This window comes from Stenotrophomonas sp. 24(2023) (assembly GCF_030913365.1).
GTDB lineage: Bacteria > Pseudomonadota > Gammaproteobacteria > Xanthomonadales > Xanthomonadaceae > Stenotrophomonas.
On the sequence record NZ_CP133160.1, the window covers coordinates 1,654,431 to 1,672,489 of the forward strand.

Genomic DNA, 18,059 nt, shown 5'->3' on the forward strand with positions numbered 1-18,059 from the left:
GCGGCCAACGATGGGTACGCCGCCCGTAACGCGTACCCGCACAAGCTACGTCGATATCCGACAGGAACATCTGGATCCCCCCTGTTCCGGCCCTGTCGGATGTCGGCACCTTCAAGGCAGACGGCCCCGCATGCGGGGCCGTCTGCGTTGTGCACGGCGGGCCACGCAGCGTCGCCACCGCACTCCGCCCAAAAAAACAGGGCCGGGCAGTCCCCCGACTGCCGGCCCCTCTGCTTCCCCGCCGTGCGCCTGGACCGGCCCCTGTTCCAATTCCGGTCCGCAGCGCCTGCTGGCGCCAGCCACGATGGGTGCTATTGGGTTATCTGCAAAAAACCTGCCAACTTTAGGGTCGGTTTCCCGTCAGCCGGCCCGCAACGGCAGCCCGCCCCCCGATTGGCGCTAAAATCGCCACCCCGGTCCGCCCTCCGGCGGTACCTGCCCCTTGTGACCTGCCCCCATGATCGATTCCTTCCATCGTTACGACGTCATCGTCATCGGCGGCGGCCACGCCGGCACCGAGGCCGCGCTGGCCGCGGCCCGCACCGGCGTGCGTACCCTGCTGCTGACCCACAACATCGAAACCGTGGGGGCGATGAGCTGCAACCCGGCCATCGGCGGCATCGGCAAGGGCCACCTGGTGAAGGAGATCGATGCGCTGGGCGGGGCCATGGCACATGCCGCCGACCGCGCCGGCATCCAGTGGCGCACCCTCAACGCCTCCAAGGGCCCGGCCGTGCGCGCCACCCGCTGCCAGGCCGACCGCAACCTGTACCGCATGGCGATCCGCTCGATCGTCGAGGGCCAGGCCAACCTGACCGTGTTCCAGGCCGCCGTCGATGACCTGGTGATCGAAGGCGACGCCGTGCGCGGGGTCATCACCCAGACCGGCCTGCGCTTCGACGCCGGGGCCGTGGTGCTGACCGCCGGCACCTTCCTGGCCGGCAAGATCCACGTCGGCCCGACCCAGTACGCCGCCGGCCGCATGGGCGACCCGCCGGCCACCACGCTGGCCGCGCGCCTGCGCGAGCGCCCGTTCCAGGTCGACCGCCTGAAGACCGGTACCCCGCCGCGCATCGACGGCCGCTCGCTGGATTACAGCGTGATGGACGAGCAGCCCGGCGACAGCCCGCGCCCGGTGATGTCCTTCCTGGGCTCGGTGGACGAGCACCCGCCGCAGGTCAGCTGCTGGATCACCCACACCACCGAACAGACGCACCAGATCATCCGCGATGCCCTGCACCGCTCGCCGCTGTACAGCGGCCAGATCGAAGGCATCGGCCCGCGCTACTGCCCGTCCATCGAGGACAAGGTGGTGCGCTTTGCCGAGAAGGCCAGCCACCAGATCTTCGTCGAGCCCGAGGGCCTGGGCATCGTCGAGATCTACCCCAACGGCATCTCCACCTCGCTGCCGTTCGACGTGCAGCTGGCGATGGTGCGCAGCATTGTCGGCTTCCAGAACGCGCACATCACCCGCCCGGGCTATGCGATCGAGTACGACTTCTTCGACCCGCGCGGGCTGAAGGCATCACTGGAAACCAAGCTGGTCAACGGCCTGTTCTTCGCTGGCCAGATCAACGGCACCACCGGCTATGAAGAGGCCGCCGCGCAGGGCCTGCTGGCTGGCCTGAACGCCGCACGCCAGGTGCGCGGGCTGGACGGCTGGTGCCCGCGCCGTGACGAAGCGTATCTGGGCGTGCTGGTGGACGACCTGATCACCCACGGCACCAACGAGCCGTACCGCATGTTCACCAGCCGCGCCGAGTACCGCCTGCAGCTGCGCGAGGACAACGCCGACCAGCGCCTGACCCCGGCCGGCCGCGAGCTGGGCCTGGTCGACGACCGCCGCTGGCACGCGTTCGAAACCAAGCAGGCCGCGGTGGCGGCAGAGCGTGTGCGCCTGGGCGCGCTGTGGGCGACGCCGGCCAACGCGCTGGGCCGCGAAGTGCAGGACACGCTGGGCGTGACGGTCAGCCGCGAGACCAACGTGCTGGACCTGATCAAGCGCCCGGAGCTGGACTACGCGCAGCTGATGCAGGTGCCGTCGCTGGGCCCGGCCGTGGCCGATGCCAAGGTGGCCGAACAGGTGGAGATCGGCGTGAAGTACGCCGGTTACCTGGACCGCCAGCGTGATGAGATCGAGCGCCAGCAGCGCCACGAAGCCACGCCGATCGCCGAAGGCTTCGACTACGCCACGGTGCGTGGCCTCTCGGCCGAAGTGCTGCAGAAGCTGGAACGTGTGCGCCCGCAGACCATCGGCCAGGCGCAGCGCATCCCGGGCATGACCCCGGCAGCGATCTCGCTGCTGCTGGTGCACCTGGAACGGCAGCGCCGCGGCCGCGTGGCGTAAATCATCCACGCATGGCGTGGATCTACCGAGGATGGATGCCGATCACGGCCGGCATTCCGGTACATCCACGCCACGCGTGGATGCATCCCGCCGCATCAGGTAGATCCACGCCATGCGTGGATGGCGCGGTCCCTCATCGGGCGTCGGCGCCGCCTCCCAGCACCTTGAACAGCGTCACCCGGTTGGCGGCCTCCTGCTGCTGCAGGGCGATCAGGTCCTGCTGCGCGGCATACAGGCTGCGCTGTGCATCGAGCGCCTGCAGGTAGCCATCCAGGCCGGTGCGATAGCGTGCGTCGGCCAGGGTGTAGCTGCGCTGGCCCGCTGCCACCAGGGCGCGCTGCGCCGCCAGCTGTTCGGCCAGGTGATCGCGCGCGGCCAGCGCGTCGGCCACTTCACTGAAGGCCTGCTGGATCGCCTTCTCGTACTGCGCCACGCCGATGTCCTTGCCGATCTTCGAGGCGTCCAGCGATGCCTTCAGCGCACCAGCATGGAAGATCGGTGCGGTGATGCTGGGCACGAACGACCACGTACGGCTGCCGGCAGAGAACAGCGAGGACAGCGCATCGGAACTGCGGCCCAGGTTGGCGGTCAGGGTCAGCGTCGGGAAGAACGCCGCGCGCGCGGCCCCGATATCGGCGTTGGCCGCCTGCAGGGTGTGCTCGGCAGCCAGCACGTCCGGCCGCTGCAGCAGCACCGTGGAGGACAGGTCGGCTGGCAGTGCCGCCAGCGCGACACTGCCATCGAGCGCCTGCGCCGACGGCAGCAGGTCGTCCTGCAGCGGGGCACCGACCAGCAGCTGCAGGGCATCGCGATCCTGCGCGACCTGTGTCTGCAGGCGTGCCACCGCACCGCGGGCGGCTTCGACGCTGCCTTCCACCTGCGACAGGTCCAGCCCCGAGGCCAGGCCCTGCGCGTGCCGCGCCTGCGTGCGCTGCAGCGTCTGCTGCTGGCTGTCATGGGTCTGCTGGGCCAGGCCCAGCGCCTGCTGGTCGGCCGCCAGGGACAGCCAGGCGGTGGCCACCTCGGCCACCAGGCTGGTGCGGGCGGCGCGCTGGTTCTCGGCGCTGGCCAGCCAGTTCTGCAGCGCCTCGTTCTTCAGGCTGCGGACGCGGCCGAACAGGTCCAGCTCCCAGCTGCTGATGCCCACCTGCAGCGTGTCGGTCTCGCTGACCTGCGCGGTGCCGGTGTCGCTGGCCGATGCACTGCTGCGCGCACGGTTGACGCTGCCGCTGGCATCCACCGACGGCAGCAGCGCCGCACGCTGGATGCGGTACTGCGCGCGATCCTTTTCCACCTGCAGCACGGCAACGCGCAGGTCGCGGTTGTTGTCCAGCGCCAGCGTGATGGCCTGCTGCAGGTGTGCATCGAGGAACACCGCGCGCCAGGCCGGCATGCCAGACGGTGCCGCACCGGCATCGCTGGCGGTGGCGGCATTGCCGAACTGCGCCTGCACCGGGGCCGCCGGCTGCTGGTAATGCGGGGCCAGGCTCACGCAGCCGCCCAGCAGGACGGTCAGCGTGGCGGCGGCCAGGCCGTTGAGGAGCATCTGCTTCATGGGGTCACCTCCACCGGGGCGGCTTCCGGGGCGGCCGGGCGGCCCGGGAAGAAATGGCGCACCAGCACGTAGAACAGCGGAACGAAGAACATGCCCAGCACCATCGAGGCCACCGTGCCACCGGCCACGCCGGTGCCCAGCGAATGGCGTGCGCCGGAGCCGGCACCGCTGGCGAACACCAGTGGCAGCACGCCCATCAGGAAGGCCAGCGAGGTCATCACGATCGGGCGCAGGCGCAGGTACACCGCCTGCAGGATCGCTTCCAGCGTCGGCTTGCCCTGTTTTTCCAGCGCGCGGGCGAATTCGACGATGAGGATGCCGTTCTTCGCGGCCAGGCCAATCGTGGTCAGCAGGCCCACCTGGAAGTACACATCGTTGTTCAGGCCGCGCAGGTTCATCACCACCACGGCACCGAACACGCCGATCGGCACCGCCAGCATCACCGCGAACGGCACCGCCCAGCTTTCATACAGCGCGGCCAGGCACAGGAACACGAACAGCAGCGAGATGGCATACAGCATCGGCGCCTGGTTGCCGGACAGCTGTTCCTGGTAGGCCATGTCCGACCAGGAATGACCGAAGCCTTCCGGCAGCTGGTCGGCCAGGCGGGCGATCTCGGCCATGGCTTCACCGGAGCTGACGCCGGGGGCGGCCTGGCCGGTGATCTCCATGGTGGATACGCCGTTGTAGCGCTGCAGCGCCGCCGGTGCACTGGTCCAGTGCGCACTGACCAGCGACGACAGCGGCACCATCTGCCCGGCCTGGTTGCGCACGCTCCAGCGCTCAATGTCCTGCGGCTGCATGCGCGCCTCGGCCGTGCCCTGGATGAAGACCTTCTTGATGCGGCCCTTGTAGATGAAGTTGTTGACGAAATCACCGCCCAGCGCGGAGTTCAGGGTGTCATTGATGTCCTGTGGGTTGACCCCCATCGCCTGCGCCTTGGCGTCGTCCACCTTCACCGCATACACCGGGGCGTCTTCAAGACTGGCGTAACGCACGTTGACCAGCTTCGGGTCGGCGGCGGCCGCCTTCAGCAGCTGGTCGCGCGCACTGACCAGGGCCGCGTGGCCCAGGCCGGCTTCGTCCTGCAGTTCCAGGGTGAAACCGCCCGCATCGCCCAGGCCGAGGATGGCCGGTGGCGAGGTGATGAACACCTGCGCGTCAGGCACATCGGCCACGGCAGCGGTCAGCCGCGCGGCAATGGTATCGGCGTTGTCCGTGCGGTCGTCCCAGTCCTTCAGGCGGATGAAGGCCTGGCCGACGTTCTGGCCACTGCCGGTCACGCTGAAGCCGGCGGTGGCCTGGATCGAGAGCACGCTCTCGTCCTTGGTCGCCTCGGCACTGAGGCGGTCCATCACCGCCTTGGTCTGTTCCAGGGTGGCACCGGCCGGCAGCTTCACCAGCGCATTGAGCATGCCCTGGTCCTCATCGGGCAGGAACGCGCCAGGCAGGTGCCACAGCAGCACGCCGGTCACCGCGCTGAGCAGCACGAACAGCACCAGGCCCATGCCACGGCGGCCCACGAACACGCCCACCCGCTGGCGGCAGCGGTTGGCGGTGCGCTCGAAGCGGCGGTTGAACCAGACGAAGAACTGCGACAGCAGGCCGCTCTTGCCCTCGCCATGATGGCCATGGCCACCCTTGGCGATCGGCGCCAGCAGGCTGCCGCACAGGGCCGGGGTGATGGTCATGGCCACCAGCACCGACAGGATCATCGCCGCCGAGATGGTCACCGAGAACTGGCGGTAGATCACGCCGGTGACGCCCTTGAAGAAGGCCATCGGCAGGAACACCGCGGTGAGCACCATCACGATGCCGACCAGTGCACCGGTGATCTGGCCCATCGCCTTTTCCGTGGCCGGCTTCGGTGCCAGCCCTTCAAAGGTCATCACCCGTTCGACGTTCTCCACCACCACGATGGCATCGTCCACCAGCAGGCCGATGGCCAGGACCAGCGCGAACATGGTCAGCGTGTTGATCGAGTAGCCGAACGCGGCCAGCACGCCGAAGGTGCCCAGCAGCACCACCGGCACGGCGATGGTCGGGATCAGGGTGGCGCGCCAGTTCTGCAGGAACAGGTACATCACCAGCACCACCAGCACGATGGCCTCGATGAGGGTGATCACCACTTCCTTCAGCGAGATGGTCACGAACGGCGTGGTGGTGAAGGCCACATGGTATTCATAGCCATGCGGCCAGTACTTCTTCAGCTGCTGCAGGCGGGCGTCGACCGCTTCGGACACCGCGATGGCATTGGCGCCGGAGTTCAGTTCGATGCCCAGCGAGGCCGACGGCTTGCCGTTGAAGGTGCTCAGGCTGTCATAGCTTTCCGGGCCCAGGCCGATGCGGGCCACATCCCCCAGGTGCACCACGCTGCCGTTGGCATCGGCCTTGAGCACCACCTGTGCGAACTGCTCGGGCGTGTGCAGGCGGCTGCGGGCGGTCACCGTGGCGTCCAGCTGCTGGCCCTTCAGGGCCGGCTGCCCGCCCAGTTCACCGGCGGACACGTCGGTGTTCTGGGCCTGCAGCGCGCTTTCGATGTCCGAGGGCATCAGCGCGTACTGGCGCAGCTTTTCCGGGTCCAGCCAGATGCGCATGGCGTATTCCTGGCCGATCGGCTGGATGTTGCCGACGCCGCTTACCCGCGAGACCTGGTCATCGATGCGCGACTCCATGAAGTTGGCGACATCGAAGTTGTCCATGCTGCCGTCTTCACTGGTGAAGGAAATCACCTCGAAGATCGAGCCGCTGGACTTGGTGATGGTCAGGCCGTTCTGCTGCACCGCCTGCGGCAGGGTGGCCATGGCCGCCTGCAGCTGGTTCTGCACCTGCACCTGGGCGGTGTCGGCGTTGGTGCCGGTGGCGAACACCAGGTTCACCTGTGCCGAGCCGTCGGAGGCACTGGTGGAGGTCATGTACATCAGGTGGTCCAGGCTCTGCTGGGACTGCTCGATGACCTGGGTGACCGCGTTTTCCACGGTCTGCGACGAGGCGCCGGTGTAGACGGCACGGATGGTGATGGTGGGCGGGGCGATCTGCGGGTAGCGGTCCACCGGCAGGATCAGGATGGCCAGCAGGCCGAGCAGGCTGACCGAAATGGCCAGCACCCAGGCGAAGATCGGCCGGTCGATGAAGAAACGAACCATGTCAGGGCGGCCCTCAGCGGGTCTTTTCGTCGGTGTTGCCGTTCGGGTCGATGGCCGGCAGCGCCGCCAGCTCGGCCGCCTTGGCCGCCACCGCGTTGACCTTCTGGCCCAGCGTCACCGCACTGCCGTTGGCCACGATCACCCGTTCGCCCGGCTTCAGGCCCTCGGTGATCTGCCACTGGTTGCCGACCACCTGGCCGGTGGCCACGCGGCGTTCCTGCACGTGGTTGCCCGCATCGAGCAGGCGCACCATCGGTTCACCGCGTTCGTTGCGCACCACCGCCTTCTGCGGCACCAGGATGGCGCTGGCATCGGTGGCCATCGGCAGCACCGCCTTCAGGTACATGCCGGGCAGCAGCAGCCCGTCCGGGTTGGGAATGATCGCGCGCAGGGTGACATTGCCGGTGCCCGGGTCCACCGCGCTGCCGACGAATTCCAGCGTGCCTTCATGCGCGTAGCTGCTGCCGTCCTCCAGCAGCACCTGCACCTGCGCCTTGCCGTCGATCGCCTTCACCTGGCCGGCGTCGAGCTGCTTGCGCAGCGCCAGCATCTGGGTGCTGGACTGGGTGACGTCCAGGTACACCGGGTCCAGGCGCTGGATGGTCGCCAGCGGCGCGTCCTGGCCAGCGGCGACCAGCGCACCGGGGGTCACGCTGGAGGTGCTGATGATGCCGTCGATCGGCGCGGTCACGCGGGTGTACTGCAGGTTGATGCGGGCGGCCTGCAGCGCGGCGCGGGCGGCCACGACGTTGGCCTGGGCCTGCTTCAGCGCCGAGCCGGCATCGTCGGCATCCTGCTTGCTGGCGGCATCCACGTCGACCAGCGCACGGGTGCGCTCGGCCTTCGGGCGCGCCGACAGCACGGCGGCCTCGGCCTGCGCCAGCTGGCCATTGGCGGTGTCATAGGCCGCCTGGTAGGGGGACGGATCGATCTGGTACAGCAGCTGCCCGGCCTTCACGTGCGCGCCTTCGGTGAACAGGCGTTCACGGACCAGCCCACCGACCTGCGGGCGCACATCGGACACCATGAACGGCACCGCGCGGCCCGGCAGGGTGCGCTGCAGCGCCAACGGCTGCGCGGTCACCGCCAGCACGCTGACCTGCGGCGTGGCCGCCGCCTCCGGGTGGCCCGACGAGCAGGCGGCAAGGGCCAACAACAGCGGTAGCAGCAACGGGCGGAACGTGGGGGTGGACAGTCGGGTCATGGGGGCGTCGGGGGGACTGATGGACGCTGCCACGCTGCCGGGAAAGTGTGCAGGGAATATGGAGATTGGCTTACCGGCTCAGCTGGCGCTTGATTTCAGGCCGCCGGGAGCGGCTAATGGCCCGGCGATGGCGACGATACGTCTCAAATTTGGACTGACCGCGAAGAGCTTCCTGGCGATCTTCACTGCCTGCCTGCTGGTGCTGGCGGTGAACGGTGTGGCCACGCGGGTCAGCTTCCAGCTCGGCTTCCTGGACTACCTCAACGAACAGGGCGACGTGCGCATGCAGCACCTGCTGCCGCACCTGGCCCATGAGTATGAGCAGCACCAGGGCTGGGACCACCTGCGCAGCAGCCGTGAGGGCTGGGATCGCCTGCTGCGCCCGGACCTGGGCCACAGCCATGGCCTCGGCCCTGTCTCGCCGCCGCTGTCCGACCAGACCGGGGTGCCCTCGCGCCTGGGCCTGTTCGATGCGCAGCTGCGGCGGGTGGCCGGCAACGCCGATGCCCGCAATGACGACGACCCGCATCCGGTGGTGGTCAACGGCCAGACCGTGGGCTGGCTGGGCATGGTGCCGTTCCAGCGGGTGATCGCCGCCAACGACCTGAACTTCTACAACACCCAGCTGCGCGCCTGGTGGGTGATCGGCATCGCCCTGCTGCTGGTCACCGCCGTGCTGGCCTGGATCGTCTCGCGGGCGCTGCAGCGCCGCCTGGCCACGCTGGCAGCGGCCACCCACCAGCTGGCCGCCGGCGAATACGGCATCCGCATCGCCCGCACCAGCGACGACGAACTCGATGCGCTGGCCGCCGATTTCAACCAGATGGCGCAGGCCCTGGATGACACCGAACGCAACCGGCGCGCCTTCATCGCCGATATCTCCCACGAACTGCGCACGCCGCTGGCGGTGGTGCGTGCCGAGCTGGAAGCGATCGAGGATGGCATCCGGCCGCTGGACCGCGCCAACCTGGGCGCGCTGCAGGGCGAGATCCGCCAGCTGGGCAAGCTGATCGACGACCTGCACGACCTGTCGATGACCCAGTCCGGTGGCATGGCCTACCGCTTTGCGCCGCTGGACCTGGTGGCACTGCTGCACAGCGAGCTCAACAGCATGCGTGGGCGCTTCCAGGCGGCCGGGCTGGCCCTGGAGGTCGAGGTACCCGCACCGCCGCTGACCGTGTCCGGTGATGAGCGCCGGCTGCAGCAGCTGCTGGCCAACCTGCTGGAAAACGCCCTGCGCTACACCCAGGCCGGTGGCACGGTATGCATCCATGCCGAGCACCCGCCTGGCCTGGTCCGGCTGGTGGTGGAAGACAGTGCGCCCGGTGTGCCGGCCGACAAATGCGCCCTGCTGTTCGAGCGCTTCTACCGCGTGGAAAGCTCGCGCAACCGCGCCAGCGGTGGCAGCGGGCTGGGGCTGGCCATCAGCCGCAACATCGTCCACGCCCACCAGGGCCACATCCACGCCGAACCCTCGCCGCTGGGTGGGCTGCGCGTGGTGATCGAGCTGCCGGAGACCACATGAACCCTATCCCTGCCCCCCCTGCGCGGATCCTGGTGGTGGAAGACGAGCCGCGCCTGGCCTCGGTGCTGCGCGACTACCTGGCCGCCGCCGGCCTGGACAGCGAGTGGGTGGACGACGGTGGCCAGGTGATGGACGCATTCGCGCGCTATCGCCCCGACCTGGTGCTGATGGATCTGATGCTGCCGCAGCGCAACGGCGTGGAACTGTGCCGCGAACTGCGCGACCGCAGCGACGTACCGGTGATCATGGTCACCGCGCGGGTGGAGGAGATCGACCGCCTGCTCGGCCTGGAGGTTGGCGCAGACGATTACATCTGCAAGCCGTTCAGCCCACGCGAGGTGGTCGCGCGCGTGTTCGCGGTACTGCGGCGCTACCGCCCGGACGGCCAGCGCGCCCACAGCGGCCTGATGATCGACGAACCGGCCACCCGTGCCACCTACAACGGCCGCCCGCTGGACCTGACCCCGATCGAATTCCGCCTGCTGCGCACCCTGCTGGCCACCCCCGGGCGCATCTGGGCGCGCGATGAGCTGCTCAACCGCCTGTACCTGGACCACCGCGTGGTGGTCGATCGCACCGTGGACAGCCACGTGCGCAACCTGCGCCGCAAGCTGGCCGATGCCGGGCTGGAAAACGAGCCGATCCGCTCGATCTACGGCATGGGCTACAGCTACGAGCCGTGACCGTGGCCGCCGGGCCATGGCTGCGCCCGTGCGACGATGACGGGCAACCGCGCAGGTATCATCGACGCGATTGCCCTGAATTCCGGAGACACCGATGAACCCGCTGCGCCCGTTCCGCGACAAGATGCCCGTGCTCGGGGACCGTGTGTATGTCGATCCAGCCTGCACGATCATCGGCGATGTCGCGCTGGGCGAGGACGTCTCGATCTGGCCGGGCACGATCATCCGCGGCGACGTCAATTTCGTCCGCATCGGTGCACGCACCAACGTGCAGGACGGCACCATCATCCACGTCAGCCACCACAGCCCCTACAACAAGGCCGGCTACCCGACCCTGATCGGTGAAGGCGTGACCGTGGGCCATGGCTGCATCATCCACGCCTGCAGCATCGGTGATTACAGCCTGATCGGGATGGGCGCCTGCATCCTCGACGGTGCGCGGGTGGAGAAGCACGCCTTCATCGGTGCCGGTGCGGTGGTCGGCCCGGGCAAGGTGGTCGGCGAGGGCGAACTGTGGGTCGGCAACCCGGCCCGCCCGGCGCGCATGCTCAGCGACAAGGACATCGAATCGCTGCACTATTCGGCCGACCACTACGTGCGGCTGAAGGACCAGTACCTGGGCTGAAGCCACAGGCGGTCGCCCGCCTCTGCTACAGTCGGCTCCCGACCAGGAACCGTCGAGAGCCCCATGCCCGTGGACGCATGCCGGAGAGGACCCCGCTGCGCACTGCCAACGTCACCCTCGCCGTGACCCGCGCACCGATGCTCGACACCTACCGCGAGGTGGTGACGCCGGAGGGCGTGCCGTTGCAGCTGCCCACGGCCGGCCCGGTACCGCGCGCGCTGGCCTGGCTGATCGACCTGGGCATCCGCGCGGGGGTGCTGGTGGTGATGGCCATGCCGCTGGCACTGCTGGGTGAATTCGGCTGCGGCCTGCATCTGGCCCTGATGTTCCTGGTGTTCTGGGCGTATCCCATCGTGCTGGAAGCGGCCTGGGGCCGCACGCCGGGCAAGCGCGTGCTGGGGTTGCGCGTGCTGTCGCGCGACGGGGCGCCGGTGGGCTGGATGGCGGCGATCACCCGCAACCTGCTGCGCACCGTGGACATGCTGCCGTTCGGCTACATGCTGGGCCTGCTCAGCAGCCTGTTCGATCCGCACGGCCGGCGCCTGGGCGACCTGGTCGCCGGTACGGTGGTGGTACATACGCCGCTGCGCCACGATCCACCGCCGGCCACCATCGACAGCGTGCTGGCGCCACCGCAACCCTTGCAGCCGGACGAGCAGGCCGCCCTGGTGGCGTTCGCCGAACGCGCCCCGCGGTTGTCGCCCCCCCGCCAGCAGGAGCTGGCCGACCTGGCCACGCCGCTGACCGGGGCACAGGGCCAGGTGGGGGTATTGCGCCTGTATGCCATGGCCAACTGGCTGCTGGGGCGGCGATGAAGCAGGAGCAGTTCGTCACCCGCTACCAGCACGAGTGGCTGGCCCTGGAACAGTGGCTGCAACAGCGTGCGGACCTGTCACGGCGACGCCAGCGCAAGCCGCTGCCGCCCCCGGTTCCCGGTACCGGGGTGCTGGAGGATGCTGATTTTCCGCCCCGTTACCGCCGCCTGTGCCAGCAGCTGGCGCTGGCCCGTGCACGGGGCTACAGCCCGCCGCTGGTCGCGCGCCTGCAACGGCTGATGCAGCAGGGCCAGGGCGTGCTGTACCGCACGCGGGCCCCACGGCTGCACCGGGCCATGGAATTCCTGGTCGCCGATTTCCCGCAGACCGTGCGCAGCCAGGCCCGCAGCATGTGGGTGGCGCTGGCGCTGTTCGCCGTGCCGCTGGTGGCCAGCTTCGTGCTGGTGCAGCGCCATCCGGACCTGATCCATGCACTGATGGACAACGCGCGCATCGCCGAGATGGAGCGCATGTACGACCCGGCCGCCGAACGCCTGGGCCGGGACAGCGGCACCGACTGGATGATGTTCGGCTACTACATCATGAACAACATCACCATCGCCCTGCGCACCTTCGCCAGTGGCTTGCTGGCCGGCGTCGGCACGCTGCTGGTGCTGCTGTTCAACGGGGTGGGCATCGGTGCGGTGGCCGGCCACCTGCAGCGCATCGGCCATGGCGACCCGTTCTGGCGCTTCGTGGTCGGCCATGGCGCATTCGAGCTGACCGGCATCGTCATCGCCGGCGGCGCCGGGCTGCAGCTGGGCATGCGCCTGCTCGCACCCGGCCGGCGCCGGCGCATCGATGCACTGGTGGAAGGCGGGAAGATCGGGGCACGGCTGTGCCTGGGCGTGGCGTTCATGCTGCTGGTGGCCGCGTTCATCGAAGCCTTCTGGTCCTCCATCGCCGCCATTCCCGCCTGGGGCAAGTACAGCGTGGCCGGCGTGCTGTGGACCGGGGTGCTGCTGTGGCTGTGGCGCGGTGGACGCGGGAGCGGCGATGCGCATTGAGCTGCTCAACGTCGCGCTGCGTACCCGCAGCAACTGGGAAGCCCTGGAGCTGGGCACCGCCCTGAGCCGCCGCCATGCGCGCGCGGTATGGGGCAGCTGGCTGCTGGCCAGCGCGCCGCTGTTCGTGCTGTTCAACGCGCTGGCCTGGTGGCTGGATGCGTTCGGCTGGGCGCTGCTGCTGCTGTGGTGGTGCACGCCGCTGTTCGAGCGTGCACCGCTGTACGTGCTCTCCCGCGGCATCTTCGGCGAACCGGTGACCGCCCTGCAGGCCCTGCGCGCGCAACGGCACTGGGGCGGCACCGGTTTCTGGGGCTACCTGGGCTGGCGCCGCCCGAGCGTACTGCGCAGTGTCTGCCTGCCGGTCAACCTGCTGGAAGGCACCGAACCGCGCCTGCGCGCGCAGCGCCGGCGCGCGGTGGTGGCCGGCGCGGGCGGCAGCGCGCTGGTGCTCAGCCTGGCCGGCCTGGCCTTCCAGGCCGTGCTGGTCATCGGCAGCATCGCGCTGCTGTTCCTGTTCGTGCCGCTGGAACTGATGTCCGATTCCTGGCGCGCGGCCTGGGAGCTGGCACGCCAGGACACCCCGCACTGGATGCGGCTGGGCTTGAACACCCTGTGCTGGCTGGCGGCCGCGCTGGTTGGCCCACTGCAGGTCGGCGCGGGCTTCGGTCTGTACCTCAACCGGCGCACGCAGATGGAGGCGTGGGACGTGGAAATCGGCCTGCGGCGCCTGCGCGAACGGCTGCTGCGGTCCAGCGCCAGCCTGGCGGTGCTGCTGGCCCTGCTGCTGCCACTGGCACCGCTGCGGGCCCAGCCGGCCCTGCCTGCGGACGGCGCGCCGGCCGCCGTGACCGACGATGCGGCCGACACGCAGGATGGGCCTGCGCCCGGGTTCGACGACGACCCGGGCAACACCCCGGCGGTGATCTTCGGCGACCCGCCGGTGGACACGGCCGGCTTCCGCCAGGCCGTGCAGCGCGCCTACGAAGATCCCCTGCAGTCGCCCACCCGCACCACCACGCGCTGGAAGGCACGGCAGGAAGGCAGCACCGATGCGAAACAGGACAAGCGGCTGGACAGCCGTGGCGACGGCAGCAGCAGGACCGCGCACAGTGGCCCGGTGTCGTGGGTGGCACGCATCGCCGAGTGGGGCCTGTGGGCGCTGCTGGGCATGGTGGCGCTGATCGTCCTGGCCACCGCCCCGCGCTGGCTGCGGTGGCTGCGCGGTTCCGGCCGCCGCGTGGCCGCCGCCCCCGCGGTGATCCATGAAGACACGCTCGTGCTGCCCGACGTGCTGCCACCGGATGTGGCCACCCAGGCCGGGCGGCTGTGGCAGGACGGACGCCCTCGGCAGGCGCTGGCACTGCTGTACCGCGCCAGCGTGCAGACCGTGGCCGAACGTTCCGGCGTGCTGTTGCCCCCGGGCGCGACCGAGGCGCAGTGCCTGCGCGCCGCCCGGCGCATGCCCGATGCCGATGACCGCGAGCTGTTCACCCGCGTGGTGCGCATGTGGCAGTACGCCGCCTATGCCGGTCGCCTGCCCGATGCCGATGCCTTCCAGGCGCTGGCCGGCGCGCTGCAGCAGCGCTACCGGTGGCAGGCATGAACGGCAAGGTGATCGGCGTCCTGGTGCTGGCCCTGGTACTGCTGCTGGGCACACCGCTGGTGATCGTGTTCCTGCGCACGCATGAGCAGGTCACCGAAACCACGCCGCTGCCACCGCAGGGCGAAGCCAGCTACAACCCGCTGTACGTGCTTGGCCAGGCCCTGCGCGCCGATGGCATCGAGGTACATGCGCAGCAACGCCTGGACCTGACCCGGATGCCCCTGCAGGCCGGGGATACCGTGGTGCTGCTGCAGGACAGCAGCGAGCTGCCGCCCGGCACCGCACGCGCCCTGCTGGCCTGGGTCGCGCGTGGTGGCCATCTGCTGCTGCGCACGCCGCCACCGGTACCCGCGGCGGACGACGAGGATGAGCAGGACGACACCACCGTGCAGGGCCCGCTGCTGGACCAGCTCGGCGTGGACAGCATCGGCTTTGGCGCCAGCTGCCAGCCCTTCCATGTGCGCGACGATTCCGGCCACGGGGAGTTCTGCGGGGGACGCCGCTTCGACCTGGGTGATGCGGCGTTCGACGCGCTCGAGCGCGACTGGGGCAGCGACGAGGGCTATGTGTTCGCGCGCCTGCGCCACGGCCAGGGGCGGGTGGATGTACTGGCCGACATGGACTTCATGACCGGTGCCGGCAACAGCGTGCCCAGCCTGTTGCCTTCCCTGCGCCGCACCGGTCCCGCCCGTGATGGCCTGCACGACCGCGCCCACCGCGACCTGACCCGCTACCTGCTCGCCCCCAACTACGGCAAGGGCACGGTGTGGCTGGTCTATGCCAGCCGCACGCCGTCGCTGTGGTCGCGCGTGTTTTTCCAGGCGTGGATGGTGTGGGTGCCATTGCTGCTGGCGCTGCTGGGCTGGCTGTGGGCGCGCGCGCCGCGCTTTGGCAGTGCCCTGCCCGCGCCGGCGCTGGAACGGCGCTCGCTGCTGGAACACGTGCGCGCCAGTGGCGAGCTGCTGCTGCGCTTCGGCCAGGGGCCGCGCCTGCACGCGGCCGTACGCGCGCTGTTCCTGCACCGCCTGCAGCTGCGCGCCCCCCTGCTGGCCGCGCTGGACGGCCCGGCCCGCGACCGCGCCATCGCCGAGCGCCTGCAGTGGCCGATCAGCCGTGTCGGCCTGGCCCTGCAATCCCCGCGTGCCCATGATTCCTCCGCCCTGCGCGAGCGCATCCGCTTGCTGCTCCAGATGAGATCCCTGCTATGAACGACCTCACCGATACGGCTGCCGCGTCCACCTCGCCCGATGCGCAGCATCTGATCGACCGCGTGGAGGCCATCCGCGATGCCGTGGGCCAGGCCTTCATCGGCCAGGCCGAGGTACTGGACCAGATCCTGGTGGCCCTGCTGGCCGGTGGCCACGTGCTGATCGAAGGCGTGCCCGGCCTGGGCAAGACCCTGCTGGTACGCGCGCTGGCGCAGGCCCTGGAGCTGGACTACGGGCGCGTGCAGTTCACCCCGGACCTGATGCCCAGCGATGTCAGCGGCCATGCCGTGTACGACCCCAAGAGCGAGAGCTTCCGCATCCGCCGTGGCCCGGTGTTCACCAACCTGCTGCTGGCCGACGAGATCAACCGCGCGCCGGCCAAGACCCAGTCGGCACTGCTGGAAGTGATGCAGGAAGGCCAGGTCACCATCGAAGGCAAGGCGTTCACCCTGGCCGCACCGTTCATGGCGCTGGCCACGCAGAATCCGCTGGAGCAGGAAGGGACCTACCCGCTGCCCGAAGCCCAGCTCGACCGCTTCCTGCTGAAGGTGCTGATCGGTTATCCGCAGCTGGACGATGAAAAACGCATGGTCACCGCCATCACCAGCGGCCGTGCGGCCAGCGACTTCGACCTGAGCCGGGTGCCACGCGTGCTCGGCGCCGGCGAACTGCTGGCCCTGCAGCAGGCCACCGCGGCGATCGCCGTGGACGCGGAAGTGATCGATTACGCGGTGCGGATCGTCGCCGCTACCCGCACCTGGCCGGGTATCGCGGTGGGCGCCGGCCCACGTGGCAGCATCGCGCTGGTACGCGCGGCGCGTGCGCAGGCGGTGCTGGCCGGGCGTGATTTCGTCACCCCCGATGATGTGCGCGACATCGCCTGCCCGGCACTGCGCCACCGCATCGCGCTGGCCCCGGAACTGCAGATCGAAGGCCAGGATGCCGACGATGTGCTGGCTGCCGTGCTCACCAAGGTGGAAGCCCCGCGCCGATGACACCGGCCCCGCTGCTGCTGGTGCTGCTGATGGCCTGGGCTGCGCTGGGTGGCGCCGTGCTGGGCGGCTGGCTGCCGCGCTGGGCGTGGCCGGCAGCGGGCGCGGCGTTGGCAGTGCTGGCCCTGCTGGACCTGATGCGGCTGTGGCGGCTGCCCTCGCCGGAGGTGCAGCGCGTGGTGCCCGAAGCACTGGCGCTGGGCGTACGCCGCCAGGTCGGCCTGCGCCTGCATGCCCCGCGTGCGGTACAGGTACAGGTGTTCGACCTGGCCCCGGGCGCCTGGCCGCTGGAGGGCCTGCCGCGCCGCCTGCGGTTGCGGCCAGGCATCAGCAGCGAGGTGACGTACCACGTGCAGCCACAGCAGCGTGGCCGCTTCCGCTTCGAAGGCGTGCAGCTGCGCCTGCGCGCGCCGTGGCACCTGTGGTGGCAGCGGCGCACGCTGCCGCCGGCACTGGACGTGCGCGTGTACCCCAACTTCGTGCCGCTGACCCGCTTCGCGTTGTTCAGTGCCGACCAGGCCTCACGCCTGGTCGGCGCGCACATCAAGCGACGCCGTGGCGAAGGCACCGATTTCCACCAGATGCGCGAGTACCGCATCGGCGACAGCCTGCGCCAGCTGGACTGGAAGGCCACCGCACGGGCGCGCAAGCTGGTCTCGCGCGAGTACCAGGACGAAAAGAACCAGCAGCTGGTGCTGCTGCTCGATACCGGCCGCCGCATGCTGGCCACCGAAGGCGGGCTCTCACACTTCGACCATGCACTGAACGCATCGCTGGTGGTGGCCTACCTGGCCCTGCGCCAGGGTGATGCCGCCGGCCTGTTCGCCACCGGCGGCGACCAGCGCCGCTGGGTGGCCCCGCAGCGGGGCATGGGTACGGTCGAGCACCTGCTGCGCGCCAGCTACGATCTGCAGCCGCAGGGGGTGGCCACCGACTATCTGGCCGCTGCCACGGAACTGTCACTGCGCCAGCGCCGCCGCGCGCTGGTGATGCTGGTGACCAACGTGCGCGATGAGGACATCGAGGATCTGCTGGCCGCGGTACGCCAGCTGCAACGCCGCCACCTGGTCTGCGTGGCCAGCCTGCGCGAGCGCGAACTGGACGCGGTGCTGGAGCAGGACCCCGGCAGCGATGAGGACGCGGTGCAGGCCGGTGCCGCCGCCCTGTACCTGCAGCAGCGCGCGCAGGCCCACGACGCCCTGCGCAGCGAAAAGGTGATGGTGCTCGATGTCACCGCCGACCAGCTGCCCGCTGCACTGGTCGACCGCTACCTGGCCGTGAAGCGCGAAGGGCTGCTCTGAGCGGTGGCGCCGGGCATCGCCCGGCGCCACCCCAGGTATCTTGGGGCC

At 69.8% G+C, this 18,059-nt stretch carries 13 protein-coding genes; 10 read left to right on the forward strand and 3 right to left on the reverse strand.

Annotated features, from left to right (window positions below; all coding sequences use genetic code 11):
* Positions 1–457: 457 nt before the first annotated feature.
* The gene (gene mnmG / locus Q9R17_RS07335; RefSeq protein WP_308157764.1) at positions 458–2,347 is read left to right on the forward strand and encodes a tRNA uridine-5-carboxymethylaminomethyl(34) synthesis enzyme MnmG; all 1,890 of its coding nucleotides are present in this window, start codon (positions 458–460) and stop codon (positions 2,345–2,347) included.
* A gap of 133 nt (positions 2,348–2,480) precedes the next feature.
* On the opposite strand, the gene Q9R17_RS07340 is transcribed toward mnmG, so the two are convergent.
* The 3 genes from Q9R17_RS07340 to Q9R17_RS07350 are packed head-to-tail and all read right to left on the reverse strand — an operon-like array spanning position 2,481 to position 8,252.
* Positions 2,481–3,902, reverse strand: a complete 1,422-nt coding sequence (locus tag Q9R17_RS07340; RefSeq protein WP_308157765.1) for an efflux transporter outer membrane subunit — start codon at positions 3,900–3,902, stop codon at positions 2,481–2,483.
* Positions 3,899–7,048, reverse strand: coding sequence for an efflux RND transporter permease subunit (locus tag Q9R17_RS07345; RefSeq protein ID WP_308157766.1), 3,150 nt, complete (start codon positions 7,046–7,048; stop codon positions 3,899–3,901). Before Q9R17_RS07345 ends, Q9R17_RS07340 begins: the two co-directional genes overlap by 4 nt.
* Positions 7,049–7,061: 13 nt before the next feature.
* Entirely contained in the window at positions 7,062–8,252 is a 1,191-nt protein-coding gene (locus tag Q9R17_RS07350; RefSeq protein WP_308157767.1) for an efflux RND transporter periplasmic adaptor subunit, read from the reverse strand.
* Positions 8,253–8,379: 127 nt separating this feature from the next.
* Here Q9R17_RS07350 and baeS point away from each other — a divergent pair, with 127 nt between their 5' ends.
* The 9 genes from baeS (at position 8,380) to Q9R17_RS07395 (ending at position 18,011) form a co-directional block, all read left to right on the forward strand.
* A complete protein-coding gene (gene baeS, locus Q9R17_RS07355) occupies positions 8,380–9,777 on the forward strand; it encodes a sensor histidine kinase efflux regulator BaeS (RefSeq protein WP_308157768.1) in 1,398 nt (465 codons plus the stop codon).
* Entirely contained in the window at positions 9,774–10,460 is a 687-nt protein-coding gene (locus Q9R17_RS07360) for a response regulator (protein WP_308157769.1), read from the forward strand. The genes baeS and Q9R17_RS07360 overlap by 4 nt, the downstream gene beginning before the upstream one ends.
* Before the next feature lie 94 nt (positions 10,461–10,554).
* On the forward strand, positions 10,555–11,085 hold the full coding sequence (locus tag Q9R17_RS07365) for a gamma carbonic anhydrase family protein (protein ID WP_308157770.1): 531 nt from the start codon (positions 10,555–10,557) through the stop codon (positions 11,083–11,085).
* A gap of 77 nt (positions 11,086–11,162) precedes the next feature.
* Entirely contained in the window at positions 11,163–11,900 is a 738-nt protein-coding gene (locus Q9R17_RS07370) for an RDD family protein (protein WP_308157771.1), read from the forward strand.
* The gene (locus tag Q9R17_RS07375) at positions 11,897–12,907 is read left to right on the forward strand and encodes a stage II sporulation protein M (protein WP_308157772.1); all 1,011 of its coding nucleotides are present in this window, start codon (positions 11,897–11,899) and stop codon (positions 12,905–12,907) included. The genes Q9R17_RS07370 and Q9R17_RS07375 overlap by 4 nt, the downstream gene beginning before the upstream one ends.
* Complete coding sequence (locus Q9R17_RS07380) at positions 12,897–14,510, forward strand: DUF4129 domain-containing protein (RefSeq protein ID WP_308157773.1); 1,614 nt, start codon at positions 12,897–12,899, stop codon at positions 14,508–14,510. Before Q9R17_RS07375 ends, Q9R17_RS07380 begins: the two co-directional genes overlap by 11 nt.
* Positions 14,507–15,718, forward strand: a complete 1,212-nt coding sequence (locus tag Q9R17_RS07385; RefSeq protein WP_308157774.1) for a DUF4350 domain-containing protein — start codon at positions 14,507–14,509, stop codon at positions 15,716–15,718. The genes Q9R17_RS07380 and Q9R17_RS07385 overlap by 4 nt, the downstream gene beginning before the upstream one ends.
* On the forward strand, positions 15,715–16,713 hold the full coding sequence (locus Q9R17_RS07390) for a MoxR family ATPase (RefSeq protein WP_308157775.1): 999 nt from the start codon (positions 15,715–15,717) through the stop codon (positions 16,711–16,713). Before Q9R17_RS07385 ends, Q9R17_RS07390 begins: the two co-directional genes overlap by 4 nt.
* A complete protein-coding gene (locus Q9R17_RS07395; protein WP_308157776.1) occupies positions 16,710–18,011 on the forward strand; it encodes a DUF58 domain-containing protein in 1,302 nt (433 codons plus the stop codon). Before Q9R17_RS07390 ends, Q9R17_RS07395 begins: the two co-directional genes overlap by 4 nt.
* Positions 18,012–18,059: the final 48 nt, after the last annotated feature.

Excerpts from the sequence above, each read along its gene's own strand:
- mnmG (WP_308157764.1), top strand. The coding sequence starts at position 458 with ATGATCGATTCCTTCCATCGTTACGACGTCATCGTCATCGGCGGCGGC.
- Q9R17_RS07340 (WP_308157765.1), bottom strand. The coding sequence starts at position 3,902 with ATGAAGCAGATGCTCCTCAACGGCCTGGCCGCCGCCACGCTGACCGTC.
- Q9R17_RS07345 (WP_308157766.1), bottom strand. The coding sequence starts at position 7,048 with ATGGTTCGTTTCTTCATCGACCGGCCGATCTTCGCCTGGGTGCTGGCC.
- Q9R17_RS07350 (WP_308157767.1), bottom strand. The coding sequence starts at position 8,252 with ATGACCCGACTGTCCACCCCCACGTTCCGCCCGTTGCTGCTACCGCTG.
- baeS (WP_308157768.1), top strand. The coding sequence starts at position 8,380 with ATGGCGACGATACGTCTCAAATTTGGACTGACCGCGAAGAGCTTCCTG.
- Q9R17_RS07360 (WP_308157769.1), top strand. The coding sequence starts at position 9,774 with ATGAACCCTATCCCTGCCCCCCCTGCGCGGATCCTGGTGGTGGAAGAC.
- Q9R17_RS07365 (WP_308157770.1), top strand. The coding sequence starts at position 10,555 with ATGAACCCGCTGCGCCCGTTCCGCGACAAGATGCCCGTGCTCGGGGAC.
- Q9R17_RS07370 (WP_308157771.1), top strand. The coding sequence starts at position 11,163 with ATGCCGGAGAGGACCCCGCTGCGCACTGCCAACGTCACCCTCGCCGTG.
- Q9R17_RS07375 (WP_308157772.1), top strand. The coding sequence starts at position 11,897 with ATGAAGCAGGAGCAGTTCGTCACCCGCTACCAGCACGAGTGGCTGGCC.
- Q9R17_RS07380 (WP_308157773.1), top strand. The coding sequence starts at position 12,897 with ATGCGCATTGAGCTGCTCAACGTCGCGCTGCGTACCCGCAGCAACTGG.
- Q9R17_RS07385 (WP_308157774.1), top strand. The coding sequence starts at position 14,507 with ATGAACGGCAAGGTGATCGGCGTCCTGGTGCTGGCCCTGGTACTGCTG.
- Q9R17_RS07390 (WP_308157775.1), top strand. The coding sequence starts at position 15,715 with ATGAACGACCTCACCGATACGGCTGCCGCGTCCACCTCGCCCGATGCG.
- Q9R17_RS07395 (WP_308157776.1), top strand. The coding sequence starts at position 16,710 with ATGACACCGGCCCCGCTGCTGCTGGTGCTGCTGATGGCCTGGGCTGCG.